Below are 18,620 nucleotides of genomic sequence, written 5' to 3'. Positions count from 1 at the left end.
TCCGCGATCACACGGTCAGGCATCGCCGCCGGTGTTGCTCTCGGGGCTGCTCACGCCGCCCGCGAAGACGTCGGAGACGTCGGCGTTGAGGCGGTACTTCTCGATCGCCTGGTGGAGCGTCTCCGGCTTGATCTCGCCGTTGCGGGCGAGGCGGGTGAGCACCGCGAGGACGATCGACGCCGCGTCCACGTGGAAGAACCGGCGGGCGGCGGCGCGGGTGTCGGAGAACCCGAAGCCGTCGGTGCCGAGCGCGGTGAAGTCGGAGTGGACCCACGGGGCGATCTGGTCGGGGACGGCGCGCATGAAGTCCGTCACCGCGACGATCGGCCCGGCGACGCTGTCGAGCCGCCTGGTCACGTACGGGACGCGCTGCTCGGCGTCCGGGTTCAGCAGGTTCCACTCGTCGCAGTCGCGGGCCTCGCGGGCCAGTTCGTTCCACGAGGTGGCCGACCAGACGTCGGCGGCGACGCCCCAGTCCTCGGCGAGGAGGCGCTGCGCGGCGAGCGCCCACCGGCCGCCGACACCGGACGCGAGGATCTGCGCCTTCGGCGTCTCGCCGTTCCCGGACCCGACCTCCGACGCCGCCTGGTACAGGTACAGCCCCTTGAGCAGGCCGTCGACGTCGAGGTTCTCGGGTTCGACGGGCTGCTGGTAGGGCTCGTTGTAGACGGTGAGGTAGTAGAAGACGTCCTCGCCGTTCGGGTGGGCCTCGGACGTCCCGTACATGCGGCGCAGCGCGTCCTGGACGATGTGGGCCAGCTCGAACGCCCACGTCGGGTCGTAGTGGACGCAGGCCGGGTTCGACGCCGCGAGCAGCGGGGAGTGCCCGTCGGCGTGCTGGAGGCCCTCACCGGTCAGGGTGGTGCGGCCTGCGGTGGCGCCGAGGAGGAACCCGCGGCCCATCTGGTCGCCGAGCGCCCACATCTGGTCGCCGGTCCGCTGGAACCCGAACATCGAGTAGAAGATGTAGACGGGGATCATGTGCTCGCCGTGCGTGGCGTACGCCGTGCCGGCCGCGATGGTCGAGGCCATCGACCCGGCCTCGCTGATGCCCTCGTGCAGCATCTGCCCGCTCTCCGACTCCTTGTAGGAGAGCAGGAGCTTGCGGTCGACGGCGTCGTAGGTCTGCCCGTGCGGCGAGTAGATCTTGGACGTGGGGAACAGCGAGTCCATCCCGAAGGTGCGGTACTCGTCCGGGGCGATCGGGACGAACCGCGCGCCGATGTTCTCGTCCTTGATCAGGTCCTTGAGCAGCCGGACGAACGCCATGGTCGTCGCGACGTTCTGCTTGCCGGAGCCCTTCTTCAGCTCGCTGTAGACCGGGTCGCCGGGCAGCTTGAGCGGCTTCGCCCGTACTACTCGTCTCGGTACGAACCCACCCAGGGCGGCGCGGCGCTCGCGCATGTACTGGATCTCGTCGGAGTCCTCGCCCGGGTGGTAGTAGGGCGGGAGCGGCCCCTCCAGCGCGGAGTCGGGGATGTCGAGGTAGAGCCGGTCGCGGAACTCCTTGAGCTCGGCCTTGGTGAGCTTCTTCATCTGGTGCGTGGCGTTGCGGGCCTCGAAGTCGGAGCCGAGCGTCCAGCCCTTGATGGTGTGGGCGAGGATCACGGTCGGCTGGCCGACGTGCTCGCGGGCCGACTTGAACGCCGCGTACACCTTGCGGTAGTCGTGCCCGCCGCGCGACAGCTTGCGCAGCTCGTCGTCCGACAGGTGCTGGACGATCTTGCGCAGCCGCGGGTCGGCGCCGAAGAACTTCTCCCGGATGTACTCGCCGGACTCGACGCTGAACGTCTGGAACTGGCCGTCCGGGGTGGTGTTCATCTGGTTGACGAGGACGCCGTCGACGTCCTGGGCGAGCAGCGGGTCCCAGTCGCGGCCCCAGATGACCTTGATGACGTTCCAGCCCGCGCCGCGGAAGAACGACTCCAGCTCCTGGATGATCTTGCCGTTGCCGCGGACCGGGCCGTCCAGCTGCTGGAGGTTGCAGTTGACGACGAAGGTCAGGTTGTCGAGCTCCTCGCGGGCGGCGAGGCCGATCGCGCCGAGCGACTCGGGCTCGGACATCTCGCCGTCGCCGAGGAACGCCCACACGTGCGAGCGGGACGTGTCCTTGATCTTGCGGTTGTAGAGGTAGCGGTTGAACCGGGCCTGGTACACCGAGTCGATGGCGGTCAGCCCCATCGACACGGTGGGGAACTCCCAGAAGTCCGGCATGAGCCGCGGGTGCGGGTAGGACGACAGCCCGCCGCCCGGGTGCGAGTGCTCCTGCCGGAACCCGTCGAGCTTGTCGCCGGGGAGGCGTCCCTCCAGGTAGGCGCGGGCGTAGATGCCGGGGGAGGCGTGCCCCTGGATGAACACCTGGTCGCCGGACTCGCCGTGGTCCTTGCCGCGGAAGAAGTGGTTGAAGCCGACCTCGTAGAGCGAGGCGGCGGAGGCGTACGTGGCGATGTGCCCGCCGACGCCGATGTCGGGCCGGTTCGCCCGCGACACCATGATCGCCGCGTTCCACCGGATGTAGGCGCGGATGCGCCGCTCCACGTGCTCGTCGCCGGGGAACCAGGGTTCGTGCTCCGGCGGGATCGTGTTGATGAAGTCAGTGCTGCGCAGGCCGGGCACGCCGACCTGGAGCTCACGCGCCCGTTCCAGCAGCCTGAGCATCACGTAGCGGGCCCGGCCCCGGCCCTCGGTCTTGATGACCGTGTCCAGCGACTCCAGCCACTCCCGGGTCTCGTCCGGGTCGATGTCGGGCAACTGGCTCGGCAGGCCGTCGCTGATGATCGAAAAGCGTTGACGTCCGGAAGCCACGGGGTCCCCTCTGTCCTTACCGTCCTTGCTGGTGAGACCGCCGCCGCCGGGTCGGCGGCCCTCGGTCCCCGGCTGACTGTTCGTCGCCTCGGTACGTGATCCATCGTCGCCGTTTATGACGGCTAACGCATCTCTACCAACCGGTAACCATTGTCCCCGGTCAGGCCCGGGGCCGACCCCCGGCCGGCCGGTTCTTCCTTGGAACGGAGGGGTGATTCCCCTCGACGGGGGGCGGGGAACGTATGAGGCTGGGAAGTGCAGATGCCCGGCACCGTCCGTCCCGGTGGCGGACGTGCGAGCTTGGGGGGAGCGATGAACGGACGAGTCGGAGACCGGCTGCTCGTGCACGGCAACGTCGTGGGCCAGCCGGACCGGGCGGGGGAGATCGTCGAGGTGCGCGGGCCGGACGGCGGACCGCCCTACGTGGTGCGGTTCGAGGACGGCCACGAGACCCTCGTCTACCCCGGTCCGGACGCGGTGGTCGAGTCCCGCGAGGAGATCACGCGCTAGGCGGGGCCCGGATCGGGTAGACCGGGTGCATGGAGAGCACCGTGGTCAGGGTCGCCACCGGCGGACGCGAGGCCGTGCACGACATCACGGCCGAGTGCGAGCGGTTCGCGGCGGCGGCGGGCGGCGACGGACTGCTGCACGTCTTCGTCCCGCACGCCACCGCTGGCGTGGCGCTCATCGAGCTCGGGTCGGGCAGCGACGACGACCTGCTCGCGGCCCTCGGCGACCTGCTGCCCGCCGACGACCGCTGGCGGCACGCGCACGGGTCGCGCGGGCACGGACGGTCGCACGTGCTGCCCGCGATCGTCCCGCCGTTCGCGACGCTGCCCGTCGTGGGCGGCCGGCTGGCGCTCGGGACGTGGCAGTCGGTGGCCCTCGTCGACCTCAACGTGGACAACCCGGACCGTCAAGTCCGCTTGTCTTTTCTCAAAGGATGAGCGAAAGCGAACCCCGGGCACAGGGCCGGAGAACTCCGAGATCGGACCAATGAGGCCACCAAAAGCCGGGAAGACACTTGCGCTAGGGGCCCTCACTTGTGTGGACTGTCCCGCAAACACCGCACAGGTGTGGCGGGCCACCCGGCCCGGGGGCCGGAATGAACAAGCACGGCACCGTGCGGAATGGCGACAATGGGAGGACTTTCGTGAGCGCGACCGCGGGTCAGGCGCAGTCTGAGCGCAGCCTGGCCGAACGGCTCGGCCTGAAGGCGGGCCAGGTGGTGCAGGAGATCGGCTTCGACGACGACGTCGACGAGGGGCTCCGTGAATCCGTCGAGGCCGTCACCGAGAACGAACTCGTCGACGAGGACTACGAGGACGTGGTCGACGTCGTGCTGCTGTGGTGGCGCGAGGAGGACGGCGACCTGTTCGAGGGGCTGACCGACGCGATGATCCCGCTCACCGGAGGCGGCGACATCTGGCTTCTGACCCCGAAGGCGGGGCGGGAGGGGCACGTCGAGCCGAGCGACATCGGCGAGGCCGCGCAGACGGCCGGCCTGTCGCAGACCAGCAGCGTCAGCGCGGCCAAGGAATGGTCCGGGACGCGGCTGGTCGCGCCCAAGGTTCGCAAGTGACGCCCGGTCGGCAGGTGACGCCCGAGGTCCGCGAGTGACCGGGGCGCCCGCGACCGCGGGCGCGGGCGGGGTGCCAGACTGGACCCGTCCTCCACGCCCGTGGGGGACGGGCGCATCCCGCCGCGCGCGGGACGGATCACGGGAGCTGCATTGGCGGTAGAGGTGGGCGAGGTCGCCCCCGACTTCGAGCTCAAGGACCAGCACGGCACTCCGGTGAAGCTGTCGGACTACCGCGGCCGGAAGAAGGTCGTCCTGATCTTCTACCCGCTGGCGTTCAGCGGGGTCTGCACCGGCGAGCTGTGCGAGGTCCGCGACGAGCTGCCCTCGCTGGGCGACGCGGACGACGTGCAGGTCCTCGCCGTGTCGGTCGACTCGATGTTCGCGCTGCGCGCCTGGGCCGAGCAGGAGAAGTACCAGTTCCCGCTGCTGGCCGACTTCTGGCCGCACGGCGGGACGGCGCAGCGCTACGGCGTGTTCGACGACGCCAAGGGGCTCGCCGTGCGCGGCACCTTCGTCATCGACACCGAGGGCGTGGTCCGCTGGAAGGTCGTCAACGCGATCCCGGACGCACGCGACATCGGCGAGTACCGCAAGGCGCTCGCCGAGATCTGAGCGAAATCGGACCGGATCATCGTGGGGGGCGTCCCCCACGGGCCCCGGAAGGGGTGGCCGGAACCGGTCCCGGCACCGCTGGAGGTGTGATGCCCTGCTTCCGCTGCGGGGCGCGGCAGACGGACCCCGTCCGGGGCGCCAGCCCGTGGAAGCGCGGGGTCCGCGCGGACCGGCAGGTCCTGGTCTGCCCCGGCTGCCAGTCCGCTCTTGACTGGGCGGACGCGCTCGACCGCTGCGCCGAGTGCGGCTCGGCGGCGCTGGTGTGCCGCCTCGGCGAGGTCGAGTGCCGCGACTGCGGCCACACCCGCGACGCCGCCCCGGGCGACCTCGTGCGCTCGGGGGCGGCGCCCGCCGCGCCCGGCGACGGCGACCTGTCCGCGGAGGTCGCGGCGGCGCTGAGCCGCGTCCTGCGCGGCGGCCCCGCCCGCTGAGCGCCCGCTGGCACCGCGCTGACCGTCTTCGGTCGCGCTGACCATGGCATTTCGGGCTTGACGCGACATTTCGCACGCTGGCACGCTGCGCGGATGCCGATCGTGCTGATGCGCCTGGTCAACCGGATCACCGGGCGGTCCTGGCGCGCGCCCGCCCTCGTGCTCCTCGCGGCGTTCCTGGCGGGCTGGCTGCTGATCGCGGTGTTCGAGCCGTCCGGCGCCGAGATCAAGCGGCCGGACGAGTACGTCTGGTACTTCCTCGTCAGCGGCACCACCACGGGCTACGGCGACCTGTCCCCGGAGACGACCGGCGGGCGGATCGGCGGCGTGCTGATCATCGTGGCGGGGCTGACCGCGGGGCTCGTGATGTTCGCCGAGCTGACGCTCTGGATGGGGAAGGGACGCATCATGAGGGCGACCGGGCAGGCGCGGCTCCATAAGCGCGGGCACATCGTGATGGTCGGCTACGACCGGGACGGGCTGCGGGCCGTCATCGGCCAGCTCCGCGCCGACCCGGAGTTCGCGCGGACCCCGGTCGTGACGATCTTCTGGCCGGGCGAGCTGACCGGTGAGAACCCCGACCCCGCCCTGTACGACGTGGTCGCGTTCGACGAGTCCGCCTACGAGCGCGCCTGCCTGGAGGCGGCCCGGACGGTCGTGGTCGTCGGCCGGAGCGACGACGAGACCGTCCGGGTGACGCTCGGCGTGTCCGCGTACCTGCGGCGGAACGGGGAGCCGTCCGTCCACCTGCTGGCGGGGGTGCACGACGGCGGCCGGCGCGCCGAGATCACCGAGGCGCTCGCGCTGATCGGCCCGGACATCGAGCCGGTCGACATCGACGACCCGGCCGTGGTCGCGGTCGCGATCCGCAACCCGGGCGTCGCCGCGATCTACCACAACCTCGCCAGCACGCTGGACACCGATGGAACGCTCTACCGGGTGGACGTCCCCGCCGACGCGGGCGAGTGGTCCCGGCTGGACGTGGCGGTCTTCCTGCTGCGCCGCGGCAGCACCCTGCTCGCGGTGGGCGAGTCGCACCGTCCGAACGCCCGGTTCCGGCTGACGGCCGCGCCGGACGAGCGGGTACGCGGCGGCCAGTCCCTCGCGGTGGTCGCGCCGTCCCGTCCCGAGATCCCCTGGCACGAGGTGGGCTAGCCGGGCCCCGAGGAGCGACGCCGTCCCTCGCCGGGGGCGGCGTCGCGGCTTTTGACAACCTTGACCCGCCTTAAAGTCCCCTGCTAGCTTGTGCCGCAATCTGGAATAGCTTTCCGTATCACGGAAATCGGCGGAGGTGCTCCGGTGCACAAGCTCATCCCGGTCCTCGTCGCGGCGCTGGTCGGCGTCGCCGCATGCTCATCGTCGGGGGACGGGGACTCCTCCGGCCCGGTCGAGCTGATGGTCTGGCACGGCCAGGACGACGCCGCGGCGCGGTCGATCGAGAAGCTCGTCCAGTCGTTCAACGCCTCGCATCCGGGGATCAAGGTGAAGACCGACTCCGGCGGCACCACCGCCGACGCGATGCTGCCCAAGGTCACGGCCGGGTTCGCGGCGGGCACCTACCCCGACATCGCCTACATGTACGGGTCGTGGGGCGCCGCGCTCGCGCGCAGTCCCAAGGTCCCCGACCTGAAGAAGTACCTCGGCCCGGACACGAAGTGGGACGACTTCTGGCCCAACACCCGGCAGACCGCGACCGTCAACGGCAAGGTGATCGGGTTCCCGGCCGTCGTCGACGACCTGACGGTCCTCTACAACAAGAAGATGCTCCGCGACGCCGGGCTCAAGCCGCCCGCGCCGACCTGGACCTGGGACGACTTCCGCGCCATGGCGAAGAAGCTCACCGACGCCAAGAACAAGAACTACGGCACCACGTGGGCGGTCAGCGGCGGCGAGGAGACCACCTGGACGCTGTGGCCGCTCGTCTGGCAGCGCGGTGGAGCGATCCTGTCGGAGGACGGCAAGAAGGCCGCGTTCAACGCGCAGCCCGGGGTGGAGGCGCTCACGTTCCTCCAGCAGATGGCGACGCAGGACAAGTCCATCTACATCGACTCCAGCCCGGCCGAGAAGGGCCAGAAGCTGTTCGAGTCGGGACGGCTCGGGCTGTTCCTGTCCGGCCCGTGGGTGCTGCCGGACGTCCAGACCGCGAAGATCGACTACGGGATCGCGCCGCTGCCCGGGACGAACGGCGACCACCAGACCGTCTCCGGGCCCGACAACTGGGCCGTCTTCGACCACGGGAAGCGGCGCGTCAAGGCGGCGGTCGAGTTCCTCACCTGGCTGACGCGGCCGGAGCAGCAACTCGTCTGGATGAAGGACACCGGGTCGCTGCCGACCCGCCAGTCGATCACCAAGCTCCCCGGCTACCAGGACTTCGTGAAGAAGTTCCCGGGCATCGAGGTCGTCACCGACAACCTCGCGAACGCCAAGCAGATCAGGCCGGTGAACTCCAAGTACCCGCGGGTGTCGTCGTTCGTCGCGACCGCGATCGCCGCGGTGCTGCTCGGCCGGTCGGACCCGAAGAGCGCCCTCGACGACGCGGCCCGCAAGTCCGACGCGCTGCTCGCGGTGCCCGGCCAATGAGCACGGCGGTCACGACGAAGAAGGACGACCGGCGGGCGGCCCCGCCCCGTCCGGAGCGCAGGAGCAGGCGCAGGCTCGGCGACCAGGCCGCCGGATGGTCGTTCGCCGCGCCGTCCACGCTGCTCGTGCTGGGCTTCTCGCTGCTGCCGATGGGCTGGGCGTTCCGGCTGTCGCTCACCGACTCCGACCTCGTCAGCGAGGGGCAGGGCGTCGGCTTCGCCAACTACCGGACGCTCGCCGACGACCCCGTGTTCTGGAAGGCGATCCGCAACACGCTGGAGCTGACCGGCATCTACATCCCGGTGTCGCTGCTGCTCGGGCTCGGGGTCGCGCTGCTGCTGAACAAGCCGATCCGGGGGATCGGCTTCTACCGGGCGTGCTTCCTCGTCCCGTTCGTCGCCTCGGCCGCCGCCGAGGGCCTGCTGATGGCGTTCGTGTTCGACAAGGACTTCGGCATCGTCAACGGGCTGATCACCCGCGCCGGGCTGCCCGCGCAGGGGTTCCTGGACGACCCGTCCCAGGCCCTCATCGTGATCAGCGGGATCTTCATCTGGACGCAGTTCGGCTTCAACGTGGTGATCTACCTCGCCGCGCTGCAGGACATCCCGAAGGAGGTGCTGGAGGCAGCCGCCATCGACGGCGCGGGGGCATGGCGGACGTTCCGGCACATCATCGTCCCGTCCGTCCGGCCGATCTCGCTGTTCCTCGCCGTCTGGGGGCTGATCGACTGCCTCCAGTTCTTCGACCTGCTGTTCACCTCCACCAAGGGCGGGCCCGTCAACTCGACGATCACGATCGTCTACTACGTCTGGCAGCTGGCCTTCGAGTTCTTCACCGCCGGGTACGGCGCCGCCGTCGCGTACGCGCTGTTCGCGGGGAGCCTGCTCGCGATCGTCGTCGGCATGGTGTTCGGCCGCAAGAAGGGGTTCCTGCTATGACGACCGCGCCGCTCTCCCGCCTCCGGCCGAGCCTCCGTCTGACCGGGCGGCTGCCCAGCGCGCGGCACCTCGTGCTGCTGCCGCTGTCGCTGCTGATGGTGGTGCCGTTCGTCTACATGCTCGGCGCGTCGGTCATGACGCGGGCGGAGCTCAACCGGTTCCCGCCGCCGCTCATCCCGCTGGGGATCGACCTCGCCGGATACCGGGGGCTGCTGACCGACTCGCAGTTCCCGCGCTGGTTCCTCAACAGCGTGATCGTGGCCGGGGTGATCGTCCTGTCGCAGATGGTGCTGTGCAGCATGGCGGGCTACGCGTTCGCGCGGCTGCGGTTCACCGGGCGGAAGGTCGCGCTGGTGCTGGTGATCGCGACGACGCTGATCCCGTTCCAGCTCACCGTGATCCCGACGTTCCTGATCTTCAACAAGCTGCATCTGATCAACACGCTGGGCGCGCTGATCGCGCCGCAGCTCGCGTCCGCGCTCGGCGTCTACCTGATGACGTCGTTCTTCCAGAACTTCCCGCGCGAGCTGGAGGAGGCGGCGCGGATCGACGGCTGCTCCCGGTTCGGGGTGTTCTTCCGCGTCGTCCTGCCGGTGGCGCGGCCCGCGCTCGCGGCGCTCGCCGTCATCACGTTCATCTACGCCTGGAACGATCTGTTCTGGCCGATGGTGGCGATCTCGTCCCAGGAGAACTACACGGTGCAGGCGGGGCTCGCCACGTTCCAGGGGCAGCACCGCGCGGACTGGCCGCAGATCATGGCCGGGACGGTGCTGACGACCGTCCCGGTCCTCGTGGTGTTCCTGATCGGGCAGCGGCGGTTCGTGCAGGCCCTGGCGGGAGCCGTGAAGGGATGACGGGTCAGGGGCACAGGCCGAGCAGGCGGGCGGCGTTGTCCGCGTAGACGCAGGACAGGACGTTCGCGGAGAGCCCGAGGCCGCTGATGTGCCACCGGCCCATCAGCGGCGGGTCCTCCGCCGAGTGCGGGAAGTACTCGTCCTTTGTCTCCAGGAAGCGGAAGTGCGTCGTGTAGGTCGCGCGGTTCGGCGGGAACTCGTCCGTGCCGAACAGGACGCGGCCGGGGAAGCGGGTGATCAGGTCGAGCGTCGCGCGCGGCTGCCGGCCGAGCTCGGCGATCCGCGCGGCGATGTCGATGTGCAGGTTCGGGTAGGCGGCCAGCATCCGGGCGACGCGGCCGAGGTCCTCGGCCTGGCAGCCCGCGTGGACGGCGACGAACACCGTCCGCGGGTGCGCGGCGACGAGGTCCTCCAGGGCGTCCATCAGCCGGTCGAAGCGCGGGAACCGGCCCGGGTCGGAGAACGACCAGTCGGGGTGCGCGAGGAGCTGCTCGTACCGCTCGTTGCGCTCGTCGACGGGGTCGAAGAACGCGATCGGGTCGGCGGTGTGGATCGCGACGGGGATCCGCAGCTCGGCGGCCGTCTCCCACAACTCGGCGAGGCGCGGGTCGTCGGGCAGGACGAGCTGCCCGGCGGAGTCCCGGATGTGCAGGCCCAGGTCCTTCCACACCTTCAGGCCGCGGGCGCCCGCGGCGACGGAGCGCCGCAGGCTGTCGGCGAGGGCGCCCTCGCGGCCGATGTCGTCCCAGTCGACGTGGCAGTAGGTGTAGAAGCGGCCGGGATGGGCGCGGTCGTAGCGGTCGAGGTTGGCCTCCAGCTCGTCGCCCCAGCGGCCGTCCAGGTTCACGATCGTCCGGACGTTGCACGAGTCCATGAGGGCGAGTAACGCGCCCACGTCCTGGACGGCCCAGTTGCCGGTCAGCCAGCGGCCGAGATGGTTGTGCGCGTCGATCGCCGGGACGGCGGCGCGCGGCACCGACGTCTCCGGCACGCGCAGCCGCGGCCGCGGCCGGTATTCGGTCAGCTTCATCGGAGTCTCCTCAGCGCGCGCGGCGGATGCCGTCGGGGAGCGCGTCGCCGTGCGCCTCGATCATGTCGTCGACCAGGTCGTGGATCTGGGCGAGGGTCAGGGTCGCGGCGGCGTTCGGGTCGAGCATCGCCGCGTGGTACACGTGCTCGCGGCTGCCCTCCAGCGCTGCCCGGACGGTCAGCTCGCCCACGTTCAGGAACGTCCGGTTCAGCGCGGCGAGCTGCGGCGGCACGGCGCCGATCCGCGTCGGCTGTACGCCCGCCCGGTCCACCACGCACGGCACCTCCACGCACGCGTCCGACGGCAGGTTAGTGATCAACCCGTCGTTGCGCACGTTGCCGTGCACGATCCGCCGCTCGCCCGTCTCGATCGAGTGGATGATCTCCGAGGCCAGCTCCGACATCGGCTCGATCTCGACGTCCTCGCCCGCCGCGAGCTTGCGGCGCGTCTCCTCGTAGGACGCGAGGTTCTCCTCCGACCACTCCAGGTAGGCGCCGACGTGGATGCCGAACTTCTCCACCTGGTCGTCGTGCCGCAGGAACCACGGCAGGTACTCCGAGCCGTGCACGCTCGACTCGGTCGGGAAGTGGCCGAACCGGGTGAACACCTCGGCCCGGACCGTGTTCCGCAGCTTCGGATCCGCCGCGACCACCTCGGCCAGGCGCGGGTACATGTCGCGTCCCTCGTGCTCGAATCTCAGCACGAACGCCTGGTGGTTGACTCCGGCGGTGACGAACGCCGTCTCGTCCACGGGGACGCCGACCAGCTCCGCGAGCCGCGCCTGCGTGTCGCGCACCGAATGGCAGATGCCGACGACGTTGCGGAAGGACGTCCCCTCCCACACCGCCCTCGGGATCATCGTCATCGGGTTGGTGTAGTTGAGCAGCAGGGCGTCCGGGGCCAGCTCGGCGAGGTCGTCGCCGAGCGCCGTCATGACCGGGATCGTGCGCAGCGCGCGGAAGATCCCGCCGATGCCGAGCGTGTCGGCGATCGTCTGGCGCAGCCCGTGCCTGGCCGGGACCTCGAAGTCGATCCGGGTCGCGGCGAAACCGCCGACCGCGATCTCGTTGATCACGTAGTCCGCGCCCGCGACCGCGGCGCGCCGGTTAGCGTGCGCCTCGACCTTGGCGGGCAGCCCGCGCTGGGCGACCATGCGGTGCGCCATCGCCTCGGCCGTAGCGAGCCGGTCGGCGTCGATGTCGTGCAGGACGAGCGTCGAGCCGCCGAGCCCCGGCAGCGTCAGGATGTCGGACAGGACGTTCTTGGTGAACTCGACGCTCCCGGCGCCGATGAAGACGATGCGTGCCACTGCTCTTTCCCTTACATGATCGCGAGCTGGCCGCCGTCGACGACCAGCTCGGCTCCGTGGACGAAGGACGCCTCGTCCGAGGCGAGGAACGCGTAGGCGGACGCGACCTCCGCGGCCTGCCCGGCGCGGCCGAGCGGGATGTGGTCGCGCTGGTAGGCGGCCACGAACCCGGGGTCGAGGCTCGCCTCGATCGACGCGTTCAGCGGGGTGCGGATGTAGCCGGGGCAGACCGCGTTGACGCGGACGCCGTACCGGCCGAGCTCGACCGCCATCGTCCGCGTGAGCTGGAGGACCCCGCCCTTGGACGCGTTGTAGTGCGCGTAGTCCTCCTCGCCGCCGAGCGCGTTCGTGGAGGCCATGTTGACGATCGAGCCGCGGGTGCCGCGCTCGACCATGTGCCTGCTGACCGCCTGCCCGACGAGGAACATGCCGCGCAGGTTCACCGCGATGATCGTGTCCCAGTGCGCCGGGGTGATCTTCAGGAACGGCTCGCGCCAGGACGTCCCGGCGTTGTTGAGCAGGACGTCGATCCCGCCGAGCGCCGCGTCGGCCTCGGCGACCAGGCGCGCGACGTCGTCCTCGCGGGAGACGTCGCAGACCGTGCCGGAGATCTCGCCGAGGGCCCCGAGCTCGGCGACGACCTCCTCGACACGGTCGAGCCCGCAGACGAAGACCCGGGCGCCCTCCTGCAGGAACCGCTGCGCGGCGGCCTCCCCGATCCCGCTGGTGCCGCCCGTGATCAGGACGTTCTTGCCGATCAGCCCGCGCATGGCCGCCACCTCCCGCGGCCGCCGGTCGGGGTGGACGTGGACGTGTGCATGGACGGACCTCTCTCAGACTCCGAGCACGACCGGCCGGCCGACCTTCGGCACGAGGTACTCCTGGTCGGGGAACCGGCGGTCGAGCGTGTCGACGAACGTGGTGACGGACTCGGCGTTGACGGCGAACAGGTCGTGGTGGCTCGGGACGAGCCAGCGCGCGTCGGCCGCCGCCGCCAGGTGCGCCGCCTCCCGGACGGTCAGGTTCCCGACGATGCCGAGCTCCTCGCGGATCCGGTCGCGGCCGTTCACCGGCAGCAGCGCGACGCGCGGGCGCAGGCCGTCCAGCGCCCGGTCGATCTCCGGATGCAGGACGGTGTCGCCCGCGTGGTACACCGACACGCCCTCCTGGAGCTCGACGACGTAGCCGAGGAAGCGGTGCGCGCCGTCCTGGACCATCACGTCGTAGCAGTCCGGGCCGGTGTACTCGGGGGAGTGCGCGGCCGGGATCGGATGCACGCGGACGCCGCCCAGTTCAAGGGGCCGCCCCGCGTGCGCGGGCTCGAAGGGCGCGCCGAGCGCGGCGACCTCGTCGCGCAGGGCGGGCGGCGCGACCACCGTGAACCGCGTGCGCGCGAGCGCGGGCCCGAGCGTGTGCGGGTCGAAGTGGTCGGCGTGCTCGTGCGTGACGAGGACGACGTCGGCGTCCAGCTCGCCCGGCGGGAACGGGGGCGGGAACCTGCGCGCCCACCGTCCCGGCGGGCCGAACTCCGACTCCTCGGCCAGCCGGTCGGACAGGTAGGGGTCGACGGCGACGACCGTCCCGTCGGCGCCCTTGAGCAGGAACCCGGCCTGGCCCAGGGCGCAGACGCCGACCATGCCGGACGGCACGGACAGCTCCCGGAAACCCGCGCTGACGTTCATGACCGTCTCCCTTCTCGCCTCTCTCGCCTCTTCAGGGGGTGAGGAGCGCCTTGACGGGCTCCGTACCGCCGTTCATCAGCTCGGTGAAGACGCGCGCCCCGTCCGCGAGGGGGAACGTGTCCACCCAGCTCAGGTCGCATTCGGCGGCGATGTCCGTGGCGGCGGCGAACTCGGCGGCGGTGTAGCCGAACGAGCCGAGCAGCCGCTTCTCCGCCCGGACGAGGTCGGCCGCGTCGAAGCCGGGGTCGGCGCTCGCCAGCCCGAGCGCGACCGCGATCCCGCCGGGACGCAGCCGGGCCAGCGCGTCGGCCCGCGTCGCCGGGAGGCCGACCGCGTCGAAGACGACGTCGAACTCGCCGGTCAGCGCGGGGCCAGCGGCGTCCGCGCCGAGCCGGGCCGCGATCGCCGCCCGCCGCGGCGACACGTCCGCCGCGACGACCGACGCGGCGCCGCGCAGCCGCGCGAGCTGCACGCAGAGCAGCCCGATCGTGCCGCAGCCGATCACGCCGATCCGCGCGCCGTCCGGGCCCCCGGCGACGTTCCAGCTGTGCAGGGCGTAGGCGATCGGCTCGATCAGGCCGGCGGCCGTCCACGGCATGCCGTCCGGCAGCTGGTGGACGGCCGACGCCGGCACGGCGACCCGCTCGGCGAACCCGCCGGGCCGGTGCACGCCGATCAGCGCCCGCTCGCGGCAGAGCTGGCGCTGCCCACGCCCGCAGAGGTCGCAGACTCCGCAGGAGAGGATCGGGTTCACGACGACGCGCCGGCCGTCCGGCAGGGTGCCGGCGAACTCGTGTCCCATCACGAGCGGCGGCGTGCGGAACCCGGGTGTCCGGACGCCGTGCAGCTCGCTCCCGCAGATCCCGGCGGCGGCCACCGCGACGAGGGTCTCCCCGGATCGCACGGACGGCTCGTCGATGTCCTGGAGTTCCACCACACTCGGTGCGGTGAATACGAGTGCCTTCATCACGCGGCGAATGTAGCAGGGCATCCGTATTGTGGGCTATCATTCCGTATCATGGAAATCCGGAAGAGGGGCGTATGAGCACCAAAGAGTCGCCGGTCGCCAGCGTCGACCGGGCGCTGCGCATCATTCAGTTGCTCTCCGAGAGCGGGCGCGGCGTGACCCTGGAGGACCTCGCCGTCCGCTCCGGCATCCCGCGCAGCTCCCTGCACCGGCTCCTCGGCGCGCTCCGGCACCGCGGCTTCGCCTCGCAGCCGGAGCCGAACGGCCCGTACTTCCTCGGCTCGGAGCTGCTCGCCGCGGCCTTCCGCTTCTACGACCGGATCGACCTGCGCTCGCTCGTCCATCCGGTGCTGCTGCGGCTGCGCGAGGAGCTGAACGAGACCACGCACATGGCCGTCCTGGACGGCCCCGAGATCGTCTACGTCGACAAGGTCGAGGCCATCCACCCCATCACGATGACCTCGGTCATCGGCGGGCGGAACCCCGCGCACTGCACCGGCGTCGGCAAGGCGCTGCTCGCCTGGACCTACCCCACCGACGAGGCGATCAAGCTGTGGGCCTCCACCCAGGACCTGCGCGCCGTCACCCGCAACACGATCACGTCCCCGGCCCGGCTGGCCGAGGAGATGGCCGCGATCCGCGAGCGCGGCTACGCCCTCGACCTGGAGGAGAACGAGGAGGGCGTGCGGTGCGCGGCCGTCCCGGTGTTCCTCGGGCGGGGCGTCCCGTCCGCGGGGGTCAGCGTGACCGCGCCCAAGGACCGCTTCCCGAAGGGGCGGCTGACCGAGGTGGCGGTGCGGCTGCAGGCCGTCCTCGCCGAGGAGCTGGACCGCCCCGCAGGTTGAACTTGGACAGAGTCTATAATGCGAAATAGCCTTCCATAATACGGAAAGGATGTTCGCTGGATGGACGCTGTCGCCGCGCTCGCCGACCGGCTCCCCTCCGGCCGGGTCATCGCCGACCCGGACGCGATGGACGCCCACAGCCGCGACCAGACCTACGCGGTGCCGGGCGAGCCGCTCGCCGTGGTGCTCGCCCGCGACACCTCCGACGTGGTCACCGCCGTGCGCTGGGCGGCCGAGCACCGCGTCCCCATCGTGCCACGCGGCGGCGGGACCGGCCTCGCGGGCGGGGCCACCGCGACCGACGGCTGCCTGGTGCTGTCGCTCGCGCGGATGACCGCGATCCGCGAGCTGGCGCCGGCGGACCAGTTGGCCGTCGTCGAGCCCGGCGTGATCACCGCCGACCTCGACCGGGCGGCCCGCGAGCACGGCCTGATGTACGCGCCCGACCCGTCCAGCCACGAGATCTCCACCATCGGCGGGAACCTCGCCACCAACGCGGGCGGGCTGCGCTGCGTGAAGTACGGGGTGACGCGCGACTCGGCGCTCGGCCTCGAGGTCGTCCTCGCGGACGGGCGGGTGATCCAGACCGGCGGGCGGACGGTCAAGCGCGTCACCGGCTACGACCTCACCGGCCTGTTCGTCGGCTCGGAGGGGACGCTCGGGGTGATCACGTCGGCGACCGTCCGGCTGCGCCCCGCGCCGGTGGGCCCGCCGGTGACCGTCCTCGCCACGTTCGGGTCGGTCTCCGCGGCGGGCGCCGCCGCCGCGTCGATCATGGGCGCGGGCCTGCGGCCCAGCCTGCTGGAGCTGATCGACCGGGCGATGCTGCGCGCGATCGACGACTGGCGCCGCATCGACCTCGACACCGACACCGCCGCCATGATCATCACGCAGACGGACGGGCCCGAGTGCCCGGCCGAGGAGCTGCTCCGGCACTGCGAGGACGCGGGCGCCGACTTCGCCGCGATGTCCACCGACGAGGCCGAGGCCGCCGCGCTGCTGGAGATCCGGCGGCTCGCCCACCCGTCCGCCGAGCGGCTCGGGAACTGCCTGGTCGAGGACGTGTGCGTGCCCCGCTCCCGGCTCCCGGAGATGGTCGGCCGCGTCGAGCGCGCGGCCGAGCGGCACGGCGTCACTATCCTGACGGTCGCGCACGCGGGCGACGGCAACCTCCACCCGGTGTTCATCTTCGAGCGCGGGCTGACCGAGCCGCCGCCCGACGTCCAGGCCGCCGCGGACGAGGTGTTCACCGCCGCGATCGAGCTCGGCGGCACGCTGACCGGCGAGCACGGCGTCGGCGTGCTGAAGCGGCCGTGGCTGGACGGCGAGCTGGAGCCCGGCGTCCGGGACGTCCAGCGGCAGATCAAGCAGGCCCTCGACCCCGATGGGCTGATGAACCCGGGCAAGGCGATCTGATCGTCATCCGCCTTGGCGGACGCGGAATGTGATGCCCGCCTTGACCAGCCGCTCGACGAGCGCGTCGCCCATGGCGGCGGCCGTCGTGACCTGCCCGGACGTGTCAGGGAGGTCGTCGTGGGCGAGGCACAGCGCCGACTCGGCGAGCATCTTGGCCGTCTCGCCGTAGCCGGGGTCGCCGCCCGCGACCTCGGTGACGACCCGCGCGCCGCCGCCCTCGCCGACGAACGTCACGCTGAACCAGCTCCGCTCCCGCTCCCGCGCGGACGGGCCGTCGCCGGGGGCGCGCAGGCGCCGCAGCAGCGACCGGGTCGGCGGGAGCAGCGCGAGCCCGACCAGCACGGGCGCTCCGGCGGCGAGCGCGGCGGCGCCCGCCAGGCGCTTCACGGCGACGTAGTGGCCGTAGCTGAAGTCGGGTCCGTACCGGTCGAGCGCGGCGGCCGAGCGGACGACGATCTGCGGGTCCAGGGTGGGCATCGGGAGCGTCCAGCCGCCGCCGACGCGGGTGCGCGGGATCGGACGGCGGGAGATCCGCACCGTCCGGCCCCTGGGCTTCTGCTCGATCTGCGCGCGCTCCTTCTCCGCGCGCCGCATGCCCGCCGTGTCGGAGACGACGTCGATGACCGAGTGCCAGGTGCCGCCGGACGGCGAGACGCGCCCCCGGACGAACCCTTCGACGCGCAGCGGGACGCCCTCCGGCAGATGCTTGACCGTGAAGTAGACGCCCAGATCGTGCGGGATCGAGTCGAACCCGCAGGCGTGGACGATCCGCGCGCCGCTCCGCACCGCCTCCTCGTGGTACTTCACGTACATGCGGTCGACGAACGTGGGCTCGCCCGTCAGGTCGACGTAGTCGGTCCCGGCGCGCGCGCACGCCGCGACCAGGGGTTCGCCGTATTTCGAGTACGGGCCGACCGTCGTGATGACGACCCGCGCCGCGTACGCGAGCTTCTCGATCGAGGCGGGTTCGGCGATGTCGGCGTGCAGCAGGGGGAGGTCGGCGCAGGCAGGGTTCAGCTCGGCCAGCCTTTCGCGGACGGCCGCGAGCTTGGCCTCGTCGCGTCCGGCCAGGGCCCAGCGCGTCTCGGGCCCCGCGCGCCCGGCGAGGTACTCGGCGGTCAGGGCCCCGGTGAACCCGGTCGCGCCGAACAGCACGACGTCGTACGGGCGCCCGGGACGGGACGATCGGTCGGCGGTCATGCGCGTCCTCCCTTTCGCAGTTCCGAATCTGATTCTGTCGTGTCGGGGCCGGGACGCGCACGCCGACGCGGCTGGACGCGGCGGTCGGCTGGCTGCGGTGTGATCGTCCGCACTCCTCTAGGGTTTGCTCAGACGAAGAAAAAGGTGGTGCCGTGACCGCGCTCGCAGTGGCGATGGACGTCGTCGCGGCGGGCTTCCTCGCGTGCTTCGCCTTCCTCCTGACGCGGGGGCGGGGCGTCTCCGGCGGCGAGGGCGGACGCTCCACCGCGATGCTGCTCATCGCCGTCAGCCTGGGCCTGCTGTCGGTCTCGCTGTGGAGCCTCCCCTAGATCGTCCCGACCGGACGGTCCCGGCGACTGTGGCCTGGAG

The 18,620-nt window shown here is 71.6% G+C and carries 19 protein-coding genes; 12 read left to right on the top strand and 7 right to left on the bottom strand.

Going from position 1 to position 18,620, the window contains the following annotated elements:
* Nucleotides 1–15: 15 nt before the first annotated feature.
* The gene (aceE, locus tag FXF65_RS38875; RefSeq protein WP_148355383.1) at nt 16–2,805 is read right to left on the bottom strand and encodes a pyruvate dehydrogenase (acetyl-transferring), homodimeric type; all 2,790 of its coding nucleotides are present in this window, start codon (nt 2,803–2,805) and stop codon (nt 16–18) included.
* 312 nt (nt 2,806–3,117) lie between these two features.
* Between aceE and FXF65_RS38870 the strand changes: the two genes are divergently transcribed.
* From FXF65_RS38870 to FXF65_RS38830, 9 genes are all read left to right on the top strand, one after another.
* Nucleotides 3,118–3,315, top strand: a complete 198-nt coding sequence (locus tag FXF65_RS38870) for a DUF1918 domain-containing protein (RefSeq protein ID WP_148355381.1) — start codon at nt 3,118–3,120, stop codon at nt 3,313–3,315.
* Nucleotides 3,316–3,344: 29 nt separating this feature from the next.
* Nucleotides 3,345–3,752: a YjbQ family protein gene (locus tag FXF65_RS38865; RefSeq protein ID WP_148355379.1), complete on the top strand. Its 408-nt coding sequence runs from the start codon at nt 3,345–3,347 to the stop codon at nt 3,750–3,752.
* Between the two features lie 206 nt (nt 3,753–3,958).
* Nucleotides 3,959–4,387 carry a DUF3052 domain-containing protein gene (locus FXF65_RS38860; RefSeq protein WP_148355377.1) on the top strand — a complete coding sequence of 143 codons (429 nt, stop codon included), beginning with the start codon at nt 3,959–3,961 and terminating at the stop codon, nt 4,385–4,387.
* Nucleotides 4,388–4,537: 150 nt separating this feature from the next.
* A complete protein-coding gene (locus FXF65_RS38855) occupies nt 4,538–4,999 on the top strand; it encodes a peroxiredoxin (protein ID WP_148355375.1) in 462 nt (153 codons plus the stop codon).
* Nucleotides 5,000–5,088: 89 nt separating this feature from the next.
* Nucleotides 5,089–5,430, top strand: a complete 342-nt coding sequence (locus FXF65_RS38850) for a hypothetical protein (RefSeq protein ID WP_148355373.1) — start codon at nt 5,089–5,091, stop codon at nt 5,428–5,430.
* A 93-nt stretch (nt 5,431–5,523) separates the two neighbouring features.
* Nucleotides 5,524–6,585, top strand: a complete 1,062-nt coding sequence (locus FXF65_RS38845) for a potassium channel family protein (protein WP_148355371.1) — start codon at nt 5,524–5,526, stop codon at nt 6,583–6,585.
* Nucleotides 6,586–6,729: 144 nt separating this feature from the next.
* Entirely contained in the window at nt 6,730–8,010 is a 1,281-nt protein-coding gene (locus FXF65_RS38840) for an ABC transporter substrate-binding protein (RefSeq protein WP_148355370.1), read from the top strand.
* Nucleotides 8,007–8,948, top strand: a complete 942-nt coding sequence (locus FXF65_RS38835) for a carbohydrate ABC transporter permease (protein WP_148355368.1) — start codon at nt 8,007–8,009, stop codon at nt 8,946–8,948. Before FXF65_RS38840 ends, FXF65_RS38835 begins: the two co-directional genes overlap by 4 nt.
* On the top strand, nt 8,945–9,802 hold the full coding sequence (locus FXF65_RS38830) for a carbohydrate ABC transporter permease (protein WP_148355366.1): 858 nt from the start codon (nt 8,945–8,947) through the stop codon (nt 9,800–9,802). Before FXF65_RS38835 ends, FXF65_RS38830 begins: the two co-directional genes overlap by 4 nt.
* 4 nt (nt 9,803–9,806) lie before the next feature.
* Here FXF65_RS38830 and FXF65_RS38825 read toward each other — a convergent pair whose 3' ends face one another.
* The 5 genes from FXF65_RS38825 to FXF65_RS38805 form a co-directional block, all read right to left on the bottom strand.
* Nucleotides 9,807–10,832 (bottom strand): amidohydrolase family protein, encoded by a 1,026-nt coding sequence (locus FXF65_RS38825; RefSeq protein ID WP_148355364.1) that lies wholly within the window; start codon nt 10,830–10,832, stop codon nt 9,807–9,809.
* Between the two features lie 10 nt (nt 10,833–10,842).
* Nucleotides 10,843–12,141 (bottom strand): alpha-glucosidase/alpha-galactosidase, encoded by a 1,299-nt coding sequence (gene melA / locus FXF65_RS38820; protein ID WP_148355362.1) that lies wholly within the window; start codon nt 12,139–12,141, stop codon nt 10,843–10,845.
* A gap of 11 nt (nt 12,142–12,152) precedes the next feature.
* The gene (locus FXF65_RS38815; protein ID WP_148355360.1) at nt 12,153–12,911 is read right to left on the bottom strand and encodes an SDR family NAD(P)-dependent oxidoreductase; all 759 of its coding nucleotides are present in this window, start codon (nt 12,909–12,911) and stop codon (nt 12,153–12,155) included.
* 63 nt (nt 12,912–12,974) lie between these two features.
* Nucleotides 12,975–13,823: an MBL fold metallo-hydrolase gene (locus FXF65_RS38810; RefSeq protein WP_148355358.1), complete on the bottom strand. Its 849-nt coding sequence runs from the start codon at nt 13,821–13,823 to the stop codon at nt 12,975–12,977.
* Nucleotides 13,824–13,854: 31 nt separating this feature from the next.
* A complete protein-coding gene (locus FXF65_RS38805) occupies nt 13,855–14,790 on the bottom strand; it encodes a zinc-binding dehydrogenase (RefSeq protein ID WP_246199403.1) in 936 nt (311 codons plus the stop codon).
* Nucleotides 14,791–14,864: 74 nt separating this feature from the next.
* On the opposite strand from FXF65_RS38805, the gene FXF65_RS38800 reads away from it, so the two are divergent.
* On the top strand, nt 14,865–15,635 hold the full coding sequence (locus tag FXF65_RS38800) for an IclR family transcriptional regulator (protein ID WP_148355354.1): 771 nt from the start codon (nt 14,865–14,867) through the stop codon (nt 15,633–15,635).
* 60 nt (nt 15,636–15,695) lie between these two features.
* On the top strand, nt 15,696–17,051 hold the full coding sequence (locus FXF65_RS38795) for an FAD-binding oxidoreductase (protein ID WP_148355343.1): 1,356 nt from the start codon (nt 15,696–15,698) through the stop codon (nt 17,049–17,051).
* Between the two features lie 3 nt (nt 17,052–17,054).
* On the opposite strand, the gene FXF65_RS38790 is transcribed toward FXF65_RS38795, so the two are convergent.
* Nucleotides 17,055–18,251, bottom strand: coding sequence for a saccharopine dehydrogenase family protein (locus FXF65_RS38790; RefSeq protein ID WP_148355342.1), 1,197 nt, complete (start codon nt 18,249–18,251; stop codon nt 17,055–17,057).
* A gap of 152 nt (nt 18,252–18,403) precedes the next feature.
* Here FXF65_RS38790 and FXF65_RS44255 point away from each other — a divergent pair, with 152 nt between their 5' ends.
* Nucleotides 18,404–18,580 carry a hypothetical protein gene (locus FXF65_RS44255; RefSeq protein ID WP_187412761.1) on the top strand — a complete coding sequence of 59 codons (177 nt, stop codon included), beginning with the start codon at nt 18,404–18,406 and terminating at the stop codon, nt 18,578–18,580.
* Nucleotides 18,581–18,620: the final 40 nt, after the last annotated feature.

It is taken from the genome of Actinomadura syzygii, assembly GCF_008085905.1.
Lineage (GTDB): Bacteria > Actinomycetota > Actinomycetes > Streptosporangiales > Streptosporangiaceae > Spirillospora > Spirillospora syzygii.
The sequence above is the reverse complement of the archived record's forward strand: the minus strand, read 5'-3'. Positions and strand labels throughout refer to the sequence as shown.

Coding starts and splice junctions, on each gene's coding strand:
- FXF65_RS38870 (WP_148355381.1), top strand. CDS start 3,118: ATGAACGGACGAGTCGGAGACCGGCTGCTCGTGCACGGCAACGTCGTG.
- FXF65_RS38865 (WP_148355379.1), top strand. CDS start 3,345: ATGGAGAGCACCGTGGTCAGGGTCGCCACCGGCGGACGCGAGGCCGTG.
- FXF65_RS38850 (WP_148355373.1), top strand. CDS start 5,089: ATGCCCTGCTTCCGCTGCGGGGCGCGGCAGACGGACCCCGTCCGGGGC.
- FXF65_RS38845 (WP_148355371.1), top strand. CDS start 5,524: ATGCCGATCGTGCTGATGCGCCTGGTCAACCGGATCACCGGGCGGTCC.
- FXF65_RS38835 (WP_148355368.1), top strand. CDS start 8,007: ATGAGCACGGCGGTCACGACGAAGAAGGACGACCGGCGGGCGGCCCCG.
- FXF65_RS38830 (WP_148355366.1), top strand. CDS start 8,945: ATGACGACCGCGCCGCTCTCCCGCCTCCGGCCGAGCCTCCGTCTGACC.
- FXF65_RS38825 (WP_148355364.1), bottom strand. CDS start 10,832: ATGAAGCTGACCGAATACCGGCCGCGGCCGCGGCTGCGCGTGCCGGAG.
- FXF65_RS38815 (WP_148355360.1), bottom strand. CDS start 12,911: ATGCGCGGGCTGATCGGCAAGAACGTCCTGATCACGGGCGGCACCAGC.
- FXF65_RS38810 (WP_148355358.1), bottom strand. CDS start 13,823: ATGAACGTCAGCGCGGGTTTCCGGGAGCTGTCCGTGCCGTCCGGCATG.
- FXF65_RS38805 (WP_246199403.1), bottom strand. CDS start 14,790: ATGAAGGCACTCGTATTCACCGCACCGAGTGTGGTGGAACTCCAGGAC.
- FXF65_RS38800 (WP_148355354.1), top strand. CDS start 14,865: ATGAGCACCAAAGAGTCGCCGGTCGCCAGCGTCGACCGGGCGCTGCGC.
- FXF65_RS38795 (WP_148355343.1), top strand. CDS start 15,696: ATGGACGCTGTCGCCGCGCTCGCCGACCGGCTCCCCTCCGGCCGGGTC.
- FXF65_RS38790 (WP_148355342.1), bottom strand. CDS start 18,251: ATGACCGCCGACCGATCGTCCCGTCCCGGGCGCCCGTACGACGTCGTG.